17 protein-coding genes are annotated in these 17,493 nt (G+C 75.7%); 10 read left to right on the plus strand and 7 right to left on the minus strand.

Annotation, left to right across the window (positions count from 1 at the left end; genetic code table 11):
• Positions 1–3 precede the first annotated feature (3 nt).
• Both GY42_RS17510 and msrA read right to left on the minus strand, forming a co-directional pair.
• Positions 4–1,575 (minus strand): ATP-dependent DNA ligase, encoded by a 1,572-nt coding sequence (locus tag GY42_RS17510; protein ID WP_046530281.1) that lies wholly within the window; start codon positions 1,573–1,575, stop codon positions 4–6.
• Positions 1,576–1,950: 375 nt separating this feature from the next.
• Positions 1,951–2,628 carry a peptide-methionine (S)-S-oxide reductase MsrA gene (gene msrA / locus GY42_RS17515; RefSeq protein ID WP_046530282.1) on the minus strand — a complete coding sequence of 226 codons (678 nt, stop codon included), beginning with the start codon at positions 2,626–2,628 and terminating at the stop codon, positions 1,951–1,953.
• A 127-nt stretch (positions 2,629–2,755) separates the two neighbouring features.
• Between msrA and GY42_RS17520 the strand changes: the two genes are divergently transcribed.
• From GY42_RS17520 to ilvA, 3 genes are read left to right on the plus strand one after another with little or no spacing between them, the layout of a single operon-like run.
• Positions 2,756–3,991 carry a cystathionine gamma-synthase gene (locus tag GY42_RS17520; RefSeq protein WP_046530283.1) on the plus strand — a complete coding sequence of 412 codons (1,236 nt, stop codon included), beginning with the start codon at positions 2,756–2,758 and terminating at the stop codon, positions 3,989–3,991.
• Positions 3,988–5,328: an AI-2E family transporter gene (locus GY42_RS17525; RefSeq protein ID WP_082131642.1), complete on the plus strand. Its 1,341-nt coding sequence runs from the start codon at positions 3,988–3,990 to the stop codon at positions 5,326–5,328. Before GY42_RS17520 ends, GY42_RS17525 begins: the two co-directional genes overlap by 4 nt.
• Positions 5,325–6,536 (plus strand): threonine ammonia-lyase, encoded by a 1,212-nt coding sequence (ilvA, locus tag GY42_RS17530; RefSeq protein ID WP_046530284.1) that lies wholly within the window; start codon positions 5,325–5,327, stop codon positions 6,534–6,536. Before GY42_RS17525 ends, ilvA begins: the two co-directional genes overlap by 4 nt.
• 61 nt (positions 6,537–6,597) lie before the next feature.
• Here ilvA and greA read toward each other — a convergent pair whose 3' ends face one another.
• Both greA and GY42_RS17540 read right to left on the minus strand, forming a co-directional pair.
• The gene (gene greA / locus GY42_RS17535; protein ID WP_046530285.1) at positions 6,598–7,083 is read right to left on the minus strand and encodes a transcription elongation factor GreA; all 486 of its coding nucleotides are present in this window, start codon (positions 7,081–7,083) and stop codon (positions 6,598–6,600) included.
• 216 nt (positions 7,084–7,299) lie between these two features.
• On the minus strand, positions 7,300–7,704 hold the full coding sequence (locus tag GY42_RS17540) for a DUF4307 domain-containing protein (protein WP_046530286.1): 405 nt from the start codon (positions 7,702–7,704) through the stop codon (positions 7,300–7,302).
• Between the two features lie 129 nt (positions 7,705–7,833).
• On the opposite strand from GY42_RS17540, the gene mca reads away from it, so the two are divergent.
• Genes mca through GY42_RS17555 form a run of 3 tightly spaced genes read left to right on the plus strand, consistent with a single transcriptional unit; the run spans position 7,834 to position 9,886 of the window.
• A complete protein-coding gene (mca, locus tag GY42_RS17545) occupies positions 7,834–8,721 on the plus strand; it encodes a mycothiol conjugate amidase Mca (RefSeq protein ID WP_046530287.1) in 888 nt (295 codons plus the stop codon).
• Positions 8,718–9,044, plus strand: coding sequence for a hypothetical protein (locus GY42_RS17550; RefSeq protein ID WP_052748493.1), 327 nt, complete (start codon positions 8,718–8,720; stop codon positions 9,042–9,044). Before mca ends, GY42_RS17550 begins: the two co-directional genes overlap by 4 nt.
• Positions 9,041–9,886 carry a carbon-nitrogen hydrolase family protein gene (locus GY42_RS17555; RefSeq protein WP_052748494.1) on the plus strand — a complete coding sequence of 282 codons (846 nt, stop codon included), beginning with the start codon at positions 9,041–9,043 and terminating at the stop codon, positions 9,884–9,886. Before GY42_RS17550 ends, GY42_RS17555 begins: the two co-directional genes overlap by 4 nt.
• 28 nt (positions 9,887–9,914) lie before the next feature.
• On the opposite strand, the gene trhA is transcribed toward GY42_RS17555, so the two are convergent.
• The gene (trhA, locus tag GY42_RS17560; RefSeq protein ID WP_082131643.1) at positions 9,915–10,685 is read right to left on the minus strand and encodes a PAQR family membrane homeostasis protein TrhA; all 771 of its coding nucleotides are present in this window, start codon (positions 10,683–10,685) and stop codon (positions 9,915–9,917) included.
• Positions 10,686–10,833: 148 nt separating this feature from the next.
• Between trhA and GY42_RS17565 the strand changes: the two genes are divergently transcribed.
• The 4 genes from GY42_RS17565 to GY42_RS17580 all read left to right on the plus strand — a co-directional run bounded on the left by GY42_RS17565 (position 10,834) and on the right by GY42_RS17580 (position 15,752).
• Positions 10,834–11,595, plus strand: coding sequence for an isoprenyl transferase (locus GY42_RS17565; RefSeq protein WP_046530288.1), 762 nt, complete (start codon positions 10,834–10,836; stop codon positions 11,593–11,595).
• Positions 11,596–11,928: 333 nt separating this feature from the next.
• Positions 11,929–13,317, plus strand: coding sequence for a PhoH family protein (locus GY42_RS17570; RefSeq protein ID WP_046531216.1), 1,389 nt, complete (start codon positions 11,929–11,931; stop codon positions 13,315–13,317).
• Between the two features lie 174 nt (positions 13,318–13,491).
• Positions 13,492–14,124: a PadR family transcriptional regulator gene (locus GY42_RS17575; protein WP_046530289.1), complete on the plus strand. Its 633-nt coding sequence runs from the start codon at positions 13,492–13,494 to the stop codon at positions 14,122–14,124.
• The gene (locus tag GY42_RS17580) at positions 14,121–15,752 is read left to right on the plus strand and encodes an MDR family MFS transporter (RefSeq protein WP_046530290.1); all 1,632 of its coding nucleotides are present in this window, start codon (positions 14,121–14,123) and stop codon (positions 15,750–15,752) included. Before GY42_RS17575 ends, GY42_RS17580 begins: the two co-directional genes overlap by 4 nt.
• 43 nt (positions 15,753–15,795) lie before the next feature.
• On the opposite strand, the gene GY42_RS17585 is transcribed toward GY42_RS17580, so the two are convergent.
• Both GY42_RS17585 and GY42_RS17590 read right to left on the minus strand, forming a co-directional pair.
• The gene (locus GY42_RS17585) at positions 15,796–16,512 is read right to left on the minus strand and encodes an ABC transporter ATP-binding protein (RefSeq protein WP_046530291.1); all 717 of its coding nucleotides are present in this window, start codon (positions 16,510–16,512) and stop codon (positions 15,796–15,798) included.
• Positions 16,509–17,477, minus strand: a complete 969-nt coding sequence (locus tag GY42_RS17590; protein ID WP_201775289.1) for an ABC transporter ATP-binding protein — start codon at positions 17,475–17,477, stop codon at positions 16,509–16,511. The genes GY42_RS17585 and GY42_RS17590 overlap by 4 nt, the downstream gene beginning before the upstream one ends.
• Between the last annotated feature and the right edge of the window lie 16 nt (positions 17,478–17,493).

Below are 17,493 nucleotides of genomic sequence, written 5' to 3' on the forward strand. Positions count from 1 at the left end.
CGGTCACGGCGCGGCGAGCGCGCGCACCGTGTCGATCGTGTCCGCCTCGGCGGCGGGCTTGTCCTCGCGGTACCGCAGGACCCGCGCGAACCGCAGCGCGAGCCCGCCCGGGTAGCGCGTCGAGCGCTGCAGCCCGTCGAACGCGACCTCGACGACCTGCTCGGGCCGCAGCGTCACGGTCCAGCCGTCGTCGGCGACCTCGAGCTCGCGGAACCGCGCGGTCTGCCACGCGAGCGTCTCGTCGGTCATGCCCTTGAACGTCTTGCCGAGCATGACGAACCCGCCCGTCGCGGGGTCGCGCGCTCCCAGGTGGATGTTCGACAGCAGGCCGGACCGCCGGCCCGACCCGCGCTCGACGGCCAGCACCACGAGGTCGAGCGTGTGCCGCGGCTTGACCTTGACCCACGCGGCCCCGCGGCGTCCCGCCTCGTACGGGGCGTCGGACGCCTTGACGACCACGCCCTCCTGCCCGGCGGCGACGACGGACCGGAAGTGCTCGGCCGCCACGGCCGGGTCGCTCGTGACCACCCGCTGCACGACGTGCGGCGCCGCGACCCGGTCGAGCACGGCCAGCCGCTCGCGCAGCGGCGCGTCGAGCAGGTCGCGGCCGTCGACGTGCAGCACGTCGAAGAAGAACGGCGTGAGCGTCGTCGCGCCCGCGAGGTCGGCGTCGCGCGTGGCGCTGCGCGCGGCCGTCTCCTGGAACGGGCGCGGGCGGCCGTCGGCGTCGAGCGCGAGCGCCTCGCCGTCCAGCACGAGCGTGCGCGCGGGCAGCGCGCGGACGGCCGCGACGAGCTCGGGCACGCGCGCCGTCACGTCGTCGAGGCTCCGCGTGTACACGCGCACGTCGTCGCCGTCGCGGTGCACCTGGACCCGGATGCCGTCGAGCTTGGTGTCGACGACCACCTCGGCCGCCGGCCCGTCCGCGGTCCCCGCCCGCTCGAGGAGCTGCGCGACCGCCGTCGGCACGTCGGGCGCGGACTGCGCGAGCATCGGCCGCACCGGCCGCCCCACGGCGAGCGTGAACCCTGCGAGGGCGGTCCGGGCGTCCTCGGGGGCGGGCGCGGCGAGCGCGGCGGCGGCGACCGCCTCGGTCTCGCCCGCGAGCATCGCGGCGCGCCGCACGACGTCGGCGGGGACGCCCGCGGCCTCGGCGACCGCGTCGAGCAGCAGCGCGTCCAGCGCGCCCTGGCGCAGCTCACCGCTGACGAGCCCCCGCAGCAGGTGCTGCTCGCGCTCGGTCGCGGCGCCGAACAGCGCGCGGGCGGCGTCGGTACGGGCCGTGGCGGACCCGGGGCCGGACATCTCCGCCATCGTCGCGAACGCGGCGTCGACCTCCGCGACCGTCAGCGTCGGCGCATCCGCCGGCCCGGGCATCCCGGCCAGCGACCGCCAGCCCAGGCCCGTGCGCCGCTGCCGCAGCTCGCCCGCGAGGTAGCGCGCCACGACCGCGACGTCGTGCGGCCCGTCGGCCGCCGCGCGCCGCAGCACGTCGACCAGCACCGCGCGCTTGGCGAGCCGCGACCGCGTCGCGGCCACGCGGGCGGACGCGTCGGCGACGTCGTCGAGCAGCATGCGCCCATCCTCGCCCGCGCCACCCACACCCGCCCGACGGGTGAGCGTCCGCTCACCGGGTCGTGAGAGTGCGATCCAGCACCGTCTGGCCGAGGGGCCGGCACTCCCCGCCGGATCTCGCGGCGAAGGTGCCGTGTCCGCATCGCCCACTCACGAGGTGGTGAGAGTGCGATCCAGCACCGTCTGGCCGAGGGGCGGGCACTCCCCGCCGGATCTCGCGGCGAAGGTGCCGTGACCGGATCGCGCTCTCGCGGGTGGGTGGGGCGACCGGATCGCACTCTCGCGGGTGGGTGGGTGACCGGATTGCACTCTCGCGGGTGGGTGGGGCGACTGGATCGCCCTCTCACGGGGTGGTGAGAGGGCGATCCAGGTCCGTCAGGCCGAGGGGACCGGGCAGGCGACGCCGGTGGAGTGCACCGGGCAGTAGCCCGCCGGGTTCTTCTTCAGGTACTGCTGGTGGTAGTCCTCGGCGTAGTAGAACGTGCCGGCCTCCTCGACCGGGCGGATCTCCGTGGTCACGTCCCCGTAGCCGCGGGCCTTGAGCACCGGTGCGAACGCGTCGCGCGTCTCCTGCGCGGCCGCGCCCTGCTCCGGCGTCGTGAAGAACACCGCGGAGCGGTACTGCGTGCCCAGGTCGTTGCCCTGGCGGAAGCCCTGGGTGGGGTCGTGCTCCTCCCAGAAGTGCCGCAGCAGGTCGACGTCGGACAGCACGGCCGGGTCGTACGCGACCATCACCGTCTCGGTGTGGCCCGTGCGGCCCGTGCACGTCTCCTCGTACGTCGGGTAGGGCGTGAACCCGCCCATGTAGCCGACGGCCGTGGTGACGACGCCGGGCAGCTGCCACGCCTCCTTCTCGGCGCCCCAGAAGCACCCCGAGGCCAGGTACAGCACGCGCGTGCCGTCGGGCCAGGGGCCCTGCAGCGGCGTGCCCAGCACCGCGTGCGTCGACGGGACCGCGTAGGGGTACCCGTCCCGTCCCTTGAGGGCGTGCTCCGCGTCCACCATCGTGGTGCGCAGCGACGAGCCCAGCAGCGTCTCGAACAGCGAGGCCATGACCGTCTCCTTGTCGTCGGGTCCACGACGTGCAACAGGCGCGCCGCGGCCCGTGTTCCGCGTGCCGTGCGCCACCACCCGCGTGTGCGCCTGCGCTGCCGCGCGCGCCACCGCCTAGCCTGGGGGCGTGACCCACGACCCGCTCGCGCAGCCCCACGACTGGTCCGCCGCCGGCTTCTCGACCCGTGCCATCCACGCAGGTCAGGACCCGGACCCCCGCACGGGGGCGGTGGTGACGCCGATCCACCAGGTCTCGACGTACAAGCAGGACGGCGTCGGCGGCCTGCGCGACGGCTACGAGTACTCCCGCTCGGCCAACCCGACGCGCGACGCGCTGCAGGAGGCGCTCGCCGCCGTCGAGGGCGGCGCCGCGGGGTTCGCGTTCGCGTCGGGCCTCGCGGCCGAGGACGCGCTGCTGCGCTCGGTGCTGCGCCCCGGCGACCACGTCGTGGTGCCCGACGACGCGTACGGCGGCACGTACCGCCTGATCGCGCGCGTCCTGGGCCCGTGGGGGATCGAGCACACGCCCGTCGACCTGTCCGACCCCGACGCGGTGCTCGCGGCGATCCAGCCGGGCCGCACCAAGGCGATCTGGGTCGAGACGCCCACCAACCCGCTGCTGGGCATCGCCGACGTCGCGGCGATCGCGACGCACGCGCAGTCGCACGGCGCGGTGCTGATCGTCGACAACACGTTCGCGACGCCGTACCTGCAGCAGCCGCTCGCGCTGGGCGCCGACGCGGTCGTGCACTCGACCACGAAGTACGTCGGCGGGCACTCCGACGTCGTCGGCGGCGCCGTGGTCGTCGCGGACGGCGCGCAGCTGCCCGCGGGCATGACCGGGCCGACGGGCACGACGTCGCTGCGCGACGCGGTCGGCTTCCTGCAGAACGCGTCGGGCGCGGTCGCGGGCCCGTTCGACGCGTGGCTCACGCTGCGCGGCCTCAAGACCCTCGCGGTGCGCATGGACCGCCACGTGGCCAACGCCGAGGCCGTCGCGCGGTTCCTCGTCGAGCACCCCGGCGTCACCGAGGTGCTGTGGCCCGGCCTGCCCGAGCACCCCGGCCACGAGGTCGCGGCCCGGCAGATGCGCGGGTTCGGCGGCATGGTCGCCTTCCGCACCGGCTCGGCCGACTCCGCGGTCGCGGTGTGCGCCGCGACGCGGGTGTTCACGCTCGCCGAGTCGCTCGGCGGCGTCGAGTCGCTGATCGAGCACCCCGGGCGCATGACGCACGGCTCCGTCGCGGGCACCGCGCTCGAGGTCCCCGACGACCTCGTGCGGCTGTCCGTCGGCATCGAGGACGTCGAGGACCTGCTCGCCGACCTCGGCCAGGCGCTCGCGGCCGCCGGGCTCGGTCGATGAGCACGCCCGGCCGGCGCGACGACGTCACGACGGCCGCCCCGGCGGCCGACGGCGCACCCGGCGCGGCGCAGGAGGGTGCGCCCGCCGAGCCGCTGCCCGCGCCCGGCACCGCCGCGACCCCGCGCCCGGGGCCCGTGCCGCCCGCCGTGCAGGCGGCCGCCGCGTGGTCCTGGCGCCTCATCGTCATCCTCGCGGCCGTCGCGCTCGCCGTGTGGGGTCTGGCGGTCCTCAAGGTCATCGTCGTGCCCGTGGCGATCGCGCTGCTCCTCACGGTGCTGCTCTCGCCGCTGGTGCGCGCGCTGCAGCGGTGGCTGCGGCTGCCGCGCGCCGCGGCGTCGGGGATCGCGGTCGTGCTGCTCCTCGGGCTCGTCGCGGGGCTGCTGACGCTCGCGGGGCAGTCGATCGTCAACGGCGTCACCGAGCTGTGGGACCAGGCCAGCGACGGCGTCACCAAGCTCGTCGACTGGCTGTCGGAGGGGCCGCTGCACCTCGGCACGGCCGACATCGACAAGTGGATCACGCAGCTGCAGGACGCCGCCGCGTCGAGCGCCGACCAGATCGCCTCGGGCGCGCTGTCGGTGGGCGTCACGGTCGGGCACGTCGCGGCCGGCACGCTCATCGCGCTGTTCTGCACGCTGTTCTTCCTCATCGACGGGCGCGGCATCTGGGCGTGGCTCGTGGGGCTGCTGCCGCGGGGCTCGCGCGAGCGCGTCCACCAGGCCGGCCGGCGCGGCTGGGTCACCCTCGGCGCCTACACGCGCACGCAGATCCTCGTCGCGGGCGTCGACGCGATCGGCATCGGCGCCGGTGCGGCGATCCTGCAGCTGCCGCTCGCGATGCCGCTGGCCGTCCTCGTGTTCTTCGGCTCCTTCATCCCCTTCGTGGGCGCGATCGTCACGGGCGCCATCGCGGTGCTCGTCGCGCTCGTCACGCAGGGCTGGGTGTCGGCGCTGATCATGCTCGGCATCGTGCTGCTCGTGCAGCAGCTCGAGGGGCACGTGCTGCAGCCGTTCCTCATGGGGCACGCGGTGTCGCTGCACCCGGTCGCGGTGCTCCTCGTCGTCACGTCCGGCTCGCTGGTCGCCGGGATCGTCGGTGCGCTGTTCGCGGTGCCGATCGCGGCGGTCATCAACACGGTCGTGCTGTACCTGCACGGGCACGACAAGTTCCCGCAGCTCGGCACGCACGACCACGTGCCCATCCGCGCCAAGGGCCACCCCGTGGTGGACCGCGCGATCGCGGCCGCCGCCGAGGCGGAGTCCGAGGCCGACGCGGCCCGCCACGAGCACGGCCCCGCGCGCGGCACCACGGCGGGCGACCCGCCGGTCGGCCCGTGATCGGGCCGGCCGACGTCCGCGCCGCGGCCGCGCTGCTCGAGGGCGTCGCCGAGCGCACGCCCGTGCAGCGCAGCCGTGCGCTGTCCGAGCTGGCGGGCGCCGACGTGTGGCTCAAGTGCGAGAACCTGCAGCGCGCCGGGTCGTTCAAGATCCGCGGCGCCTACACGCGCATGGCGCGGCTGACGGCCGACGAGAAGGCGCGCGGCGTCGTCGCCGCCAGCGCGGGCAACCACGCGCAGGGCGTCGCGCTCGCGGCGCGCCTGCTGGGCATCGACGCGGTGATCTTCATGCCCGTCGACGCCGCGCTGCCCAAGCTCGCGGCGACCCGCGGCTACGGCGCACGCGTCGAGCTCGCCGGCACGTCGGTCGACGAGGCGCTCGTGCACGCGCGCGAGCACGCCGCGCGGACCGGGTCCGTGCTCATCCACCCGTTCGACCACCCCGACGTCGACGCCGGGCAGGGCACGGTCGCGCTCGAGATCCTCGAGCAGGTGCCGGACGTCGGCACGGTCGTCGTGCCCGTGGGCGGCGGCGGCCTGGCCGCCGGCATCGCCGCCGCGCTCGACGAGCGTCCCGACGTGCGCGTGATCGGCGTGCAGGCGGCCCGCGCGGCCGCCTACCCGGTGTCGCTCGCGGCGGGCCGCCCGGTGCCGGCGACCGAGCTGCGGACCATGGCCGACGGCATCGCGGTCGGCACCCCCGGCGACGTGCCGTTCGAGGTGCTCGCGAGCCACCAGGTGCCCGTGCGGACCGTGTCCGAGGAGGACCTGTCGCGCGCGCTGCTGCTCGTCGCGGAACGCGCCAAGCTCGTCGTCGAGCCGTCCGGCGCCGCGGCCGTCGCCGCGCTCATGGCCGACCCGCGCGGCGTCGCGGGCGACGACGGGCGGCCGGTGGTGTGCGTGCTGTCGGGCGGCAACATCGACCCGCTCGTGCTGCTGCGCGTCGTGCGGCACGGCCTCGCGTCCGCCGGGCGCTACCTGCACCTGCACGTCGTCGTCGAGGACACGCCTGGTGCCCTCGCGGACCTGCTGCACGAGGTCGCCGCGACGGGCGGCAACGTCATGCACGTGTCGCACCTGCGCACGGGCGGCGACCTCGCGTTCAGCGACGTCGCGATCGACCTGCAGATCGAGACCAAGGGCGCCGAGCACTGCGCGACCGTGCTGGCCACGCTGCGCGCCGCGGGCTACCGCATCGGCGACGCCTGAACGCACGCGGGGGACGCCACCGGCTCTCCGGTGCGTCCCCCGCGTGACGGGTCGTGCGCGGTCAGCCGACGAACGGGCTCGCCGCGGTGATCTCGACCGGGATCTGACGGCCGTTCGGCGCCTCGTAGGACGTCGAGTCGCCGACCTTGTGCCCCTGGATGGCGGCGCCCAGCGGCGACGTGGGGGAGAAGACGTCGATCTCCGCGGTGCCCGCGATCTCGCGCGAGCCCAGCAGGAACGTCATCTCGTCGCCCGCGACGACCGCGGTCACGACCATGCCGGGCTCGACGACGCCGTCGTCCGGCGGCGTGCCGATCTGCACGTTGCGCAGCTTGGCCTGCAGCTCGCGGATGCGCGCCTCCTGCTTGGCCTGCTCCTCGCGCGCGGCGTGGTAGCCGCCGTTCTCCTTGAGGTCGCCCTCGTCCCGGGCCGCCGCGATGCGGTCCGCGATCTCCTTGCGACCCACCGACTCGAGGTGCGTGAGCTCCTCCTTGAGGCGGTCGTAGGCCTCCTGCGTCAGCCACGTGGCAGCAGTCGTGTCCGTCACGATCGCTCCTTCCTTGACTCCGGTGGCCGCCTCGTCGGCGGCGTGTGGGCCCCACGTGCCGGCACGCGTCGAGGCCGTGCGGTGCCGGGAGGGAGGGGGTGGTGCCGTCCCGCCGCGGTGTGACGTCGACCTGTGCGTGACGCCGGACCGGGGGCGGCGTAAACGCCTAGCCTACCAAGCGCACCGTGACGCGCTGACCCGGACGGGGGACCGGTGTCACCCGTCGAGGCGGCACCCGTCGACGACGCCGGTCACGGCGAGCTCGACGGTCGGCACCGTGACGGTGACGCGCCGCGTGCGGTGGTCGGCCGGCGGCACGGGCACGTCGAGCACGCCCACCTGCGCGTACGACGACGACAGCGCCTGCACGCGGCACGTCGCCGACCGTCCGACGTCGGTCGTAACGTCGAACGTCACCTCGGTGCGCGTCGGCCCGTCGACGCGGTAGCCCACGTCCTGCCACTGCACGGGGTCGCGCAGCACGCCGCCGCCGACCCAGCCGATCACGAGCATCGCGACCACGACGAGCGCCGCGAGCCCGAGGCGCTGCAGGCGGCGCGCGCCGTCGGTGGGTTCCGGTCCGTAGCGCCCGGCGGGCGGGCGGGGGGCCGGTGCGACCACGGTGGGGCCTCCTGGTGCGGTGTCGGTGAGCGGTCTCGGGTGCCCTGCTCGAGGGCGCGCGGACGCGGTGCGCGGCGCGTGAGGGATCATTGTCTCTCGTCCCACGACCTGCCACGGGAGGATCCTCAGGTGAGCACGGACCGGCTACGGCTGATGGCGGTGCACGCGCACCCGGACGACGAGTCCAGCAAGGGTGCCGCGACCACGGCCCGCTACGCGGCGGAGGGCGTCGACGTGCTCGTCGTGACCTGCACCGGCGGCGAGCGCGGGGACGTGCTCAACCCGCACTACGGTCCCGCACCCGTGGGCCTCGAGGAGATGCGCGCGGTGCGCCGCGAGGAGATGGCCGCCGCAGCGGCGGCGCTCGGCGTGCGGCAGCACTGGCTGGGCTTCGTCGACTCGGGCCTGCCCGAGGGCGACCCGCTGCCCCCCGTGCCGGAGGGCTCGTTCTCGCTCGTGCCGCTCGAGGAGGCCGCCGCGCCGCTCGTCGAGCTGGTCCGCGAGTTCCGGCCGCACGTCATCACGACGTACGATCCCACGGGCGGCTACCCCCACCCGGACCACATCATGTGCCACCGCGTGGGCGTCGAGGCGTTCGCCGCCGCGGGCGACCCCGAGCGCTACCGCGACCGCGGCGAGCCGTGGACCCCGCTGAAGCTGTACTACAACCACGGCTTCTCGCTCGCGCGCATGCGGGCCGTGCACGACGCGATCGTCGCGGCGGGCGGCGAGTCGCCGTTCAGCGACTGGATCGACTCGCGGCAGGCGCGCGAGGTGCCCGAGCGCGAGGTCACGACGCGCGTCGAGTGCGCCGACTACTTCCCGCAGCGCGACGCCGCCCTGCGGGCGCACGCGACGCAGATCGACCCCGAGGGCTGGTTCTTCGCGGTGCCGCGCGAGGTCGAGCTCGCGACGTGGCGCGACGAGGAGTACGAGCTCGCGGAGTCCCGCGTGCCGACGACGCTGCCCGAGGACGACCTGTTCGCGGGGATCCGCGGGACGGAGCACGCACGATGAGCGCGCTGCTGGGCGCGGCCCTGCTCACGGGCGTGGTGTGGGCCGAGCGGCTGCCGGGGCCGACGTACGAGAGCCCGCAGGAGGGGTCGCCCGGGTTCGCGGGGTTCGTCGCGACGTTCCTGCTGGCGGTCGCGATCATCGCCCTCGCGGTCTCGTTCACGCGGCGCATGCGACGCGCGACGCACCGCGAGCGCGAGCGGGTCGCCGCCGAGACCGCGGCGGCCGGCCCGACCGACGCGACCGCGCCCGTCGCCGACGCCCCGGCCGACGCGGCTGCGCCGCAGGACGCGGGGGCCGACGACGCGGCGGACGACCGCCCGTGACCGACCGTCCCGCGCCGCCGCAGCGCCCGGCCGTGCGCGTCACGGTCGCGCAGCTGCAGGTCGGCACGGACCGCGAGGCGAACCTCGTGGCGGCGCGCGACGCGCTGCGCACGGCGGCGCGCGTGCGCGCGGACGTCGCGGTGCTGCCCGAGTACGCGTCGGCGTACGACCCGCGCGGCGTGGGCGTCGACCTCGCGGAGCCGCTCGACGGGCCGTTCGTGACGATGCTGCGCACCGAGGCGCGCCGCGGCGGGTGCGCCGTGCTCGCGGGCACGACGCTGCCGGGCGGCGAGCCCGGGCCCGACGGCCGGCCGCGCGCGGTCAACGCCGTCGTGGGTGTGGACGCGACCGGCGAGGTCGTGGGGGTCTACCGCAAGGTGCACCTGTACGACGCGTTCGGGCACCGGGAGTCGGAGCGGCTCGCGCCGGGGCCGGTGGACGCGGCGCCGCTCGTGCTCGACGTCGCGGGCCTGCGGCTGGGTGTGCTCACCTGCTACGACCTGCGGTTCCCGGAGTCGGCGCGGCGCCTGGTCGACGCGGGCGCCGACGTGCTCGTGGTGCCCGCCGCGTGGGTCGCGGGCGACCTCAAGGCCATGCAGTGGCGCACGCTCGCGGTCGCGCGCGCGATCGAGAGCACGGCGGCCGTGGTCGCGGTCGGCCAGGCCGGCCGGGGCGTGGTCGGACGGTCGCTCGTCGTCGGGCCGGACGGCGTGGTGGGCCTCGAGCTCGACGAGACGCCGCAGGTGCGCACGGTCGACGTCGACGCGGCCGGGATCGCGGCCGTGCGCGAGCGCGTGCCGTCGTTGGCGCACCGGCGCTACGCGGTGGTGCCGCGCGGCTGAGCCGTCCGCCGGGCGGGGGCGCGGGTCGTCAGGCGGCGTGGGCCGTCGCGATCGCGACGGCCACGAAGTGGCACGTGTACCCCACGACCGTGAGCGCGTGGAAGATCTCGTGGAACCCGAACCACCGCGGGCTCGGGTTCGGGCGCTTGAGCCCGTAGACCACGGCGCCGACGGTGTACGCGAGGCCGCCGCCCGCGATGAGCCACACGACCGCCGGGCCGCCCGACGTCCAGAACTGCGGCATGAAGCCGACGGCCACCCAGCCGAGCGCGAGGTAGATCGGCACGTACACCCACCGGGGCGCACCCAGCCAGAACACGCGCGCGAGCAGCCCGACGAGCGCGCCGGACCACACGACGAGCAGCAGCGTGCGCGCGGTCGGCGGCGGCAGCAGCAGCACCGCGAGCGGCGTGTACGTGCCGGCGATGATGAGGAAGATGTTCGTGTGGTCGAGCCGGCGCAGCACGCCCGCGACGCGCGGCGACCACGTGCCGCGGTGGTAAAGGGCGCTGGTCCCGAACAGCATGACCGCCGAGAGCCCGAACACGACGTTGGCCCAGCGGGCGGCCGCGGTGGGCGAGAGCACGACGAGCACGATCGACGCGACGAGCGCGAGCGGCGCGACGCCCGCGTGGATCCAGCCGCGCAGCCGCGGCTTGACCGCGTCGACGACCTGCTCGACCGCGTCGCCGACGGCGTCGGCCGCGCGGGACACGGGGTGGTCGCTGCGGCGGGGCTCGTCGGGGGTGTCGCGTCCGGGGCGCGCGGGGTGCGCGTCGTGGGCCGGGGGAGTGCTCATGCGTCGGGTGCCGCCTTCGTCGCTCGAGACCTACGTGACCGTAGGTTACGCGTCCGTAGGTAGCGGTGTCGACGTGACCCGTGCCCTCGCGAGGTCCTCCGGCGAGTACCGTGGGCGCCGTCGAACGACCGCCACGAGGAGGCTACGCGTGCGCCTGCCGCACCCGCTCTACGGCCTGTACGAGCGACGCCTCGCGGCGTCCCTGCACCCCGACCGGGTGCCGCGGCACATCGGCGTGATCCTCGACGGCAACCGCCGCTGGGCGCGCGACAGCGGCCTGTCGTCCGCCACCGGGCACCGGCGCGGCGCCGACAAGATCAGCGACGTCCTGCAGTGGAGCGAGGACGTGGGCGTCGAGGTCGTGACGCTGTGGATGCTGTCGACCGACAACCTCGCGCGCGACCCCGAGGAGCTCGAGCACCTGCTGCGCGTCATCGAGGACGTCGTCGGCGAGCTCGCGGCGGAGCGGCGCTGGCGCGTGCAGGCCGTCGGCGCGCTCGACATGCTGCCCGACCGCACCGCGTCGGCGCTCAAGGCCGCGCAGGACGCCACGGCCGACGTGCAGGGCCTGCACGTCAACGTCGCCGTCGGCTACGGCGGGCGCCGCGAGATCGCCGACGCCGTGCGCTCGTTCCTGCGCGTGCACGCCGAGGCCGGTGCGAGCCTCGACGAGCTCGCCGAGGCGTTCGACGTCGAGCACATCGCCCAGCACCTCTACACCAAGGGCCAGCCCGACCCCGACCTCGTGATCCGCACGTCGGGCGAGCAGCGGCTCGGCGGGTTCCTCATGTGGCAGTCGGCGCACTCGGAGTTCTACTTCTGCGACGCCTACTGGCCCGACTTCCGGCGTGTCGACTTCCTGCGCGCCGTGCGCGCCTACAGCCAGCGGCAGCGGCGACTCGGGCGCTGACCTGCGCGATCGCCCACGTGCCCGCAGTCGGGCCGTGGGACGTCACGTGAACAGCGCGTGACATCTGCCGCGACGCGCGTGGATGTGCGCGACGGCGGGTGTGACCGGGGTTACGTTCGCGACCGAGGACGACGCCCGTCGTCCCCGGGAGGCCAGCCCATGGAGCGACCGCTCCGAGACGGAGGGCCGGACCCGGCCCTCGGCCGGCCGACCCGTCCCGCCGCCGTCCGACGACCCGCGGGTGCCCCGGCGCCCCGAGCCGGCGGGCGGCACCCGCACCGGCGCTGACGCGCCCGAGGGGAGCCTGCCGTGGACCGCACCTCGCAGCACGACCTGGGCACCGCACCCGCGACCACCGCCCCGGGGTCGCCCGGGGCCCCCGGCTCCCCGTCCGAACGCCTCACGTACGTGCTCGACACCTCCGTCCTGCTGTCCGACCCGCGTGCGCTCCTGCGGTTCGCCGAGCACGACGTCGTCCTGCCGGTCGTCGTCGTGACCGAGCTCGAGGCCAAGCGCCACCACGCCGAGCTGGGGTACTTCGCACGCAGCGCGCTGCGCCTGCTCGACGACCTGCGCGTCGAGCACGGCCGGCTGGACGCGCCCGTGCCCGTCACCGACGTGGGCGGCACGCTGCGCGTCGAGCTCCACCACGTCGACCCGCAGGTGCTGCCGTCGGGGTTCCGGCTCGGCGACAACGACACCCGGATCCTCGCGGTCGCGGCCAACCTGGCCGCCGAGGGGCGGCGCGTGGTCGTGGTCTCCAAGGACCTGCCGATGCGCGTCAAGGCGTCCGCGGTCGGCCTGGACGCCGAGGAGTACCGCGCCGAGCTCGCGGTCGACTCGGGCTGGACCGGCATGGACGCGCTCGACCTCACCGAGCAGCAGATGGCCGACCTGTGGGAGCACGAGTCGCTCGCGCTCGCGGACGTCGCGCCGCCGGCGGCGGGGTCGACGCTCACGGGCAGCCCGACCGACCTGCGCTGCCACACGGGCCTGGTGCTGCACAGCCCGCGCGGGTCGGCGCTCGGGCGCGTCACGGCCGACAAGCACGTACAGCTGGTCCGCGGCGACCGGGACGTGTTCGGGCTGCACGGGCGCTCGGCCGAGCAGCGCGTCGCGATCGACCTGCTGCTCGACGAGGAGATCGGCATCGTGTCGCTCGGCGGGCGCGCGGGCACGGGCAAGTCGGCGCTCGCGCTGTGCGCGGGCCTCGAGGCCGTGCTCGAGCGGCGCCAGCACCGCAAGGTCATGGTCTTCCGCCCGCTCTACGCGGTGGGCGGGCAGGACCTGGGCTACCTGCCGGGGGACTCGGCCGAGAAGATGAGCCCGTGGGCGCAGGCCGTGTTCGACACGCTCGGCGCCGTGGTCGGCAAGGAGGTCGTCGAGGAGATCGTCGACCGCGACCTGCTCGAGGTGCTGCCGCTCACGCACATCCGCGGGCGCTCGCTGCACGACGCGTTCGTGATCGTCGACGAGGCGCAGTCGCTCGAGCGCAACGTGCTGCTCACGGTGCTGTCGCGCATCGGGCAGTCGTCGCGCGTGGTCCTCACGCACGACGTCGCGCAGCGCGACAACCTGCGCGTGGGGCGGCACGACGGCGTCGCGGCGGTCATCGAGGCGCTCAAGGGGCACCCGCTGTTCGCGCACGTGACGCTCACGCGCTCCGAGCGCTCGCCGGTCGCGGCGCTGGTCACCGAGCTGTTCGAGGGCATCGACGCCTGACGTCGTCCGGCCCGCCCGCGAGGGGCGTCGACCCGTCGGGGTCGGCGCCCCTCGTGCGTGCGCGACGTCACCCGGTGATCGGCTCGACGCGCTGTTGTTCCAGGCGTAATGTTCCGGCCGGAACAAGGACCGAGGTCCCACGTCCCGACCGTGCACCCCGACCGGAGGACAGACATGTCGCGCACGCCGACCGCCGTCACGGTGGTCGTCCTCGCGCTGCTCGCCGAGCAGCCCCGGCACCCGTACGACGTCTTCCAGACGCTCGTCGAGCGCGGCGACGACCGCCTCGTGCGCGTCAACCCCGGCGCCGTCTACCACGCGGTCGACCGGCTCGAGCGCGACGGCCTCGTCGAGGCCGTCGGCACCGAGCGCGCCGGCAACCGCCCCGAGCGCACCACGTACCGCGCGACGCCCGCCGGCCACGCCGCGCTCGCCCCGGCGATCACCGCCCACCTGGCCGACGAGCGCCCCGCGCTCCCGGACTTCCCCGTCGGCCTGGCGCACGCGTGGCGCCTGCCCGTCGACGACGTCGCCGCCGCCCTCCAGGCGCGGCGCGACCGCGAGGCCGCGCGCCTCGCGGAGCTGCGCGCCCGCATCGACGCCGTCCGCGGCGAGGGCCTGCCGCGCCGCTTCGTGCTCGACGGCGAGCGCGAGCTCGTCCTGCTCACGGCGGAGATCGCCTGGCTGGACGACGTCCTGCGCGAGCTCGCCGACGACACCCTCGAGTGGGGCGGGCCCCCGCCCCCCGACTTCCTCGCCGCGCGCGCACGTCGCCTCGCGGCCACCGACACCCGGAGCACCCCGTGACCCAGCCCCTCGTCGACCTGCGCGGCCGCAGCCCCTGGAGCGTGCTGCCGCCCCTGTGCCTCGGCTTCTTCATGATCATGGTCGACACGACCATCGTGAACATCGCCGTCCCCACCCTCCAGGACGCGTTCGGCGCGAGCCTCGTCACCGTCGGGTGGGTCAACAGCGCCTACCTGCTGACGTTCGCCGTCCTCCTGCTCGTCACCGGGCGGCTCGGCGACCGGTTCGGCCCGCGTCCCGTGTTCGTCACCGGACTCGTGATCTTCACGCTCGCGTCGCTCGCGTGCGGCCTGTCCGGCTCGGTCGGGTGGCTCATCGCCGCGCGCGCCGTGCAGGGCGTCGGCGGTGCGCTCATGACGCCGCAGACCATGGCCATGATCACGCGCGTCTTCCCGCCCCAGCAGCGCGGGGCCGCGATGGGCGTGTGGGGCTCGGTCGCGGGCGTCGCGACCATCACCGGCCCGGTGCTCGGCGGCCTGCTCGTCGAGACCGTCGGCTGGGAGTGGATCTTCTACGTCAACGTCCCCGTCGGCGCGGTCGCGCTGTGGCTGTCGTTCCGCCAGCTGCCCGTGCTGCCGACCCACGCGCGCTCGCTCGACGGCGTCGGCGTCGTGCTGTCGGTCGTCGGGCTGACGCTCCTGGTCTTCGGGCTGCAGGAGGGCGAGGCGTACGACTGGGGCACGATCGTCGGCCCCGTGACCGTGTGGGGCGTCGTCGGCGCGGGCGTCCTCGTGTCGGGCGCGTTCCTGCTGTGGCAGCGCCACCGCGGCGACGACGCGCTCCTGCCGCTGCGGCTGTTCGTGCACCGCAACTTCTCGCTCGCGAACGTCGCCGGCGCCGCCGTGACGTTCGCGATGACGGGCATCTTCTTCCCGTTCACGCTGTACCTGCAGCAGGTGCTCGGCCTCTCGCCGCTGCACGCCGCGCTCGTCGGCCTCCCCGGGTCGCTGCTGTCGGGCGTCATCGCACCGTTCGCGGGCCGGCTGTCGGACCGCGTGCCCGGCAAGTGGGTCGCGTTCAGCGGCTTCGCGACGCTCGCGGTCGCGATCGGGGTCCTCGCGACGCAGGTGCAGCCGGGCGTCGCCGTGTGGCGCCTCGTGCTGCCGATGGTGCTGTTCGGCGTCGGCACGGGCCTGGTGTTCTCGCCGCTCGCGAGCCTCGCGACCTCGGGCCTCGACCAACGCACCGCGGGCGCGGGCGCGGGCGCGTTCAACACGACGCGCCAGGTCGGCGGCGTCATCGGCTCGGCCGTCGTCGTCGCGACCCTCACGTCGCGCCTCGCCGCGACCATGCCGGCCGCCGCGCAGGACGCCGCCGCGGGCCTGCCCGAGCAGGTGCGCGGGCCGTTCGTCGAGGGGTTCCGGCAGGCCGCGTCGGCCGGGCTCGGCGCCGGCGGCGGGTTCGACGTGCCCGCGGGCGTGCCCGCCGACGTCGCCGAGCAGCTGCGCGCCGCCGCGCGCACCGCCGTCGACGCCGGGTTCGCGTCGGCCGCCGCGCAGACCCTCGCCGTCACGGTCGGCGTGCTCGTGCTCGGGGCGCTGTGCGCGCTCGCGATGCGCGCGCACCGGCCCGGCACCCCGGCGGACGCCGGACCCGCCGCGCCCGCCGAGCAGGTCGCCGCGCCCTGACGCCCGCCGGTCGGGCGGGGCCCCGCGGGTGCCCGCCCGACCGTCAGCCCTCGAGCAGGCGCCCGTCCGCGAGCCGGATCGTGCGGTCCGCCAGGGCCACCATGACGGGGTCGTGCGTCGAGACGATCGCGGTCATGCCCTCGGCCTCGACGACCGCCCGCAGCAGCGCCATCACCTGCCGGCCGGTCTCGGAGTCGAGCTGACCCGTCGGCTCGTCGGCCACCAGCAGCCGCGGCGACGTCGCGAGCGCGCGCGCGATCGCGACGCGCTGCTGCTGCCCGCCCGACATCTGCCCGGGGCGCTGCCGCGCGTGGTCGCCGAGACCGACCAGGTCGAGCAGCAGCGCGACGCGCGCCTCGCGCTCGGGGACGGGTGTGCGGCGCATCCGCAACGGCACGCCCACGTTCTCGGCCGCCGTGAGCACGGGCACGAGCCCGAACGTCTGGAAGACGAACGACACGACGTCGCGGCGCAGCCGGACCAGCCCGCGCTCGTCGAGCGCCGACACCTCGTGCCCCGCCACCACGACGCGCCCCTCGTCGGGGCGGTCCAGCCCGCCGATCGCGTTGAGCAGGGTCGTCTTGCCCGACCCGGAGCGGCCCACGAGCGCCACGAGCTCGCCCGGCTGCACCTCCAGGGACACGTCGCGCAACGCGTGCACGGCCGTGCGGCCGCTGCCGTAGGTGCGGGCGACGTGCTCGACGAGCACCATCGGCCCGCCGGTCGTCGCGTCGCGCGGCGTCGTCGCCGTCGTGGTCATCGGGCGTCCTCCCCGTCGGTGCGCGCGTGCTCGGGGTGCACCGCGATGTGCGACTGCTCGAGCGTGAGCCGCACGCGGCCCACGAGGTCCAGCGCCTCGCGGTACTCGCGCGGCAGCTGCACGCGGCCCGCGCGGTCGAGCACCGCGAGCTCCTCGGCCACGGTGTGCTCGGTGCCGTCGTCGCGCGTCGTGGTGCGGCGCAGCACCTCCGAGCTCGTGCGACCGTCGCGGATCGCGACCGTGCGCTGCACGTGGTCGCTCACGCCCGGGTCGTGCGTGACGACCACGACGGTCGTGCCCAGGTCGCGGTTGACGTCGCGCAGCGCCGCGAGCACGTCGGCCGACGTGGCCGTGTCGAGCTCACCCGTGGGCTCGTCGGCCAGCAGCACCTGCGGCGAGTTCGCGAGCGCCGTCGCGATCGCGACGCGCTGCTGCTCGCCGCCCGACATCTGCCCGGGACGCCGGTCGGCGCAGTACCCGACGCCCAGCACGTCGAGCAGCTCCGCGGCGTCGACCCGCCGTGCCCGCCGCGGCCGCCCGGCCAGCGCCATCGGCAGCGCGACGTTCTCGGCCGCCGTCAGGTACGGCACGAGGTTGCGCGCCGTCTGCTGCCACACGAACCCGACCGTCGAGCGCCGATAGGCCACGCGCTGGCGCGCGGTCATCGCCATGAGGTCCCACTCGCCGACGCGCACCTGCCCGGCGGTCGGCACGTCCAGCCCCGAGAGCACCGCCAGCAGCGTCGACTTGCCCGACCCCGACGCGCCGACCACCGCGACCAGCTCGCCCGTGCGCACCAGCAGGTCCAGACCCTGCAGGGCCTGCACCTCGACGCCCTCGGACTGGTAGATCCGCACGAGCGACTCGCACACGATCAGCGCCCCCGTGCCGAACGCCTCGGGACGCGCACGGGCGCGTTCCTCGAGCGTGGCCAGGCTCGTCGCCGTCCCCGCTGCCTCGGTCACGTCCGTGTCCTCTCGT

The sequence above is a fragment of the Cellulomonas sp. FA1 genome, assembly GCF_000986825.1.
GTDB lineage: Bacteria > Actinomycetota > Actinomycetes > Actinomycetales > Cellulomonadaceae > Cellulomonas > Cellulomonas iranensis.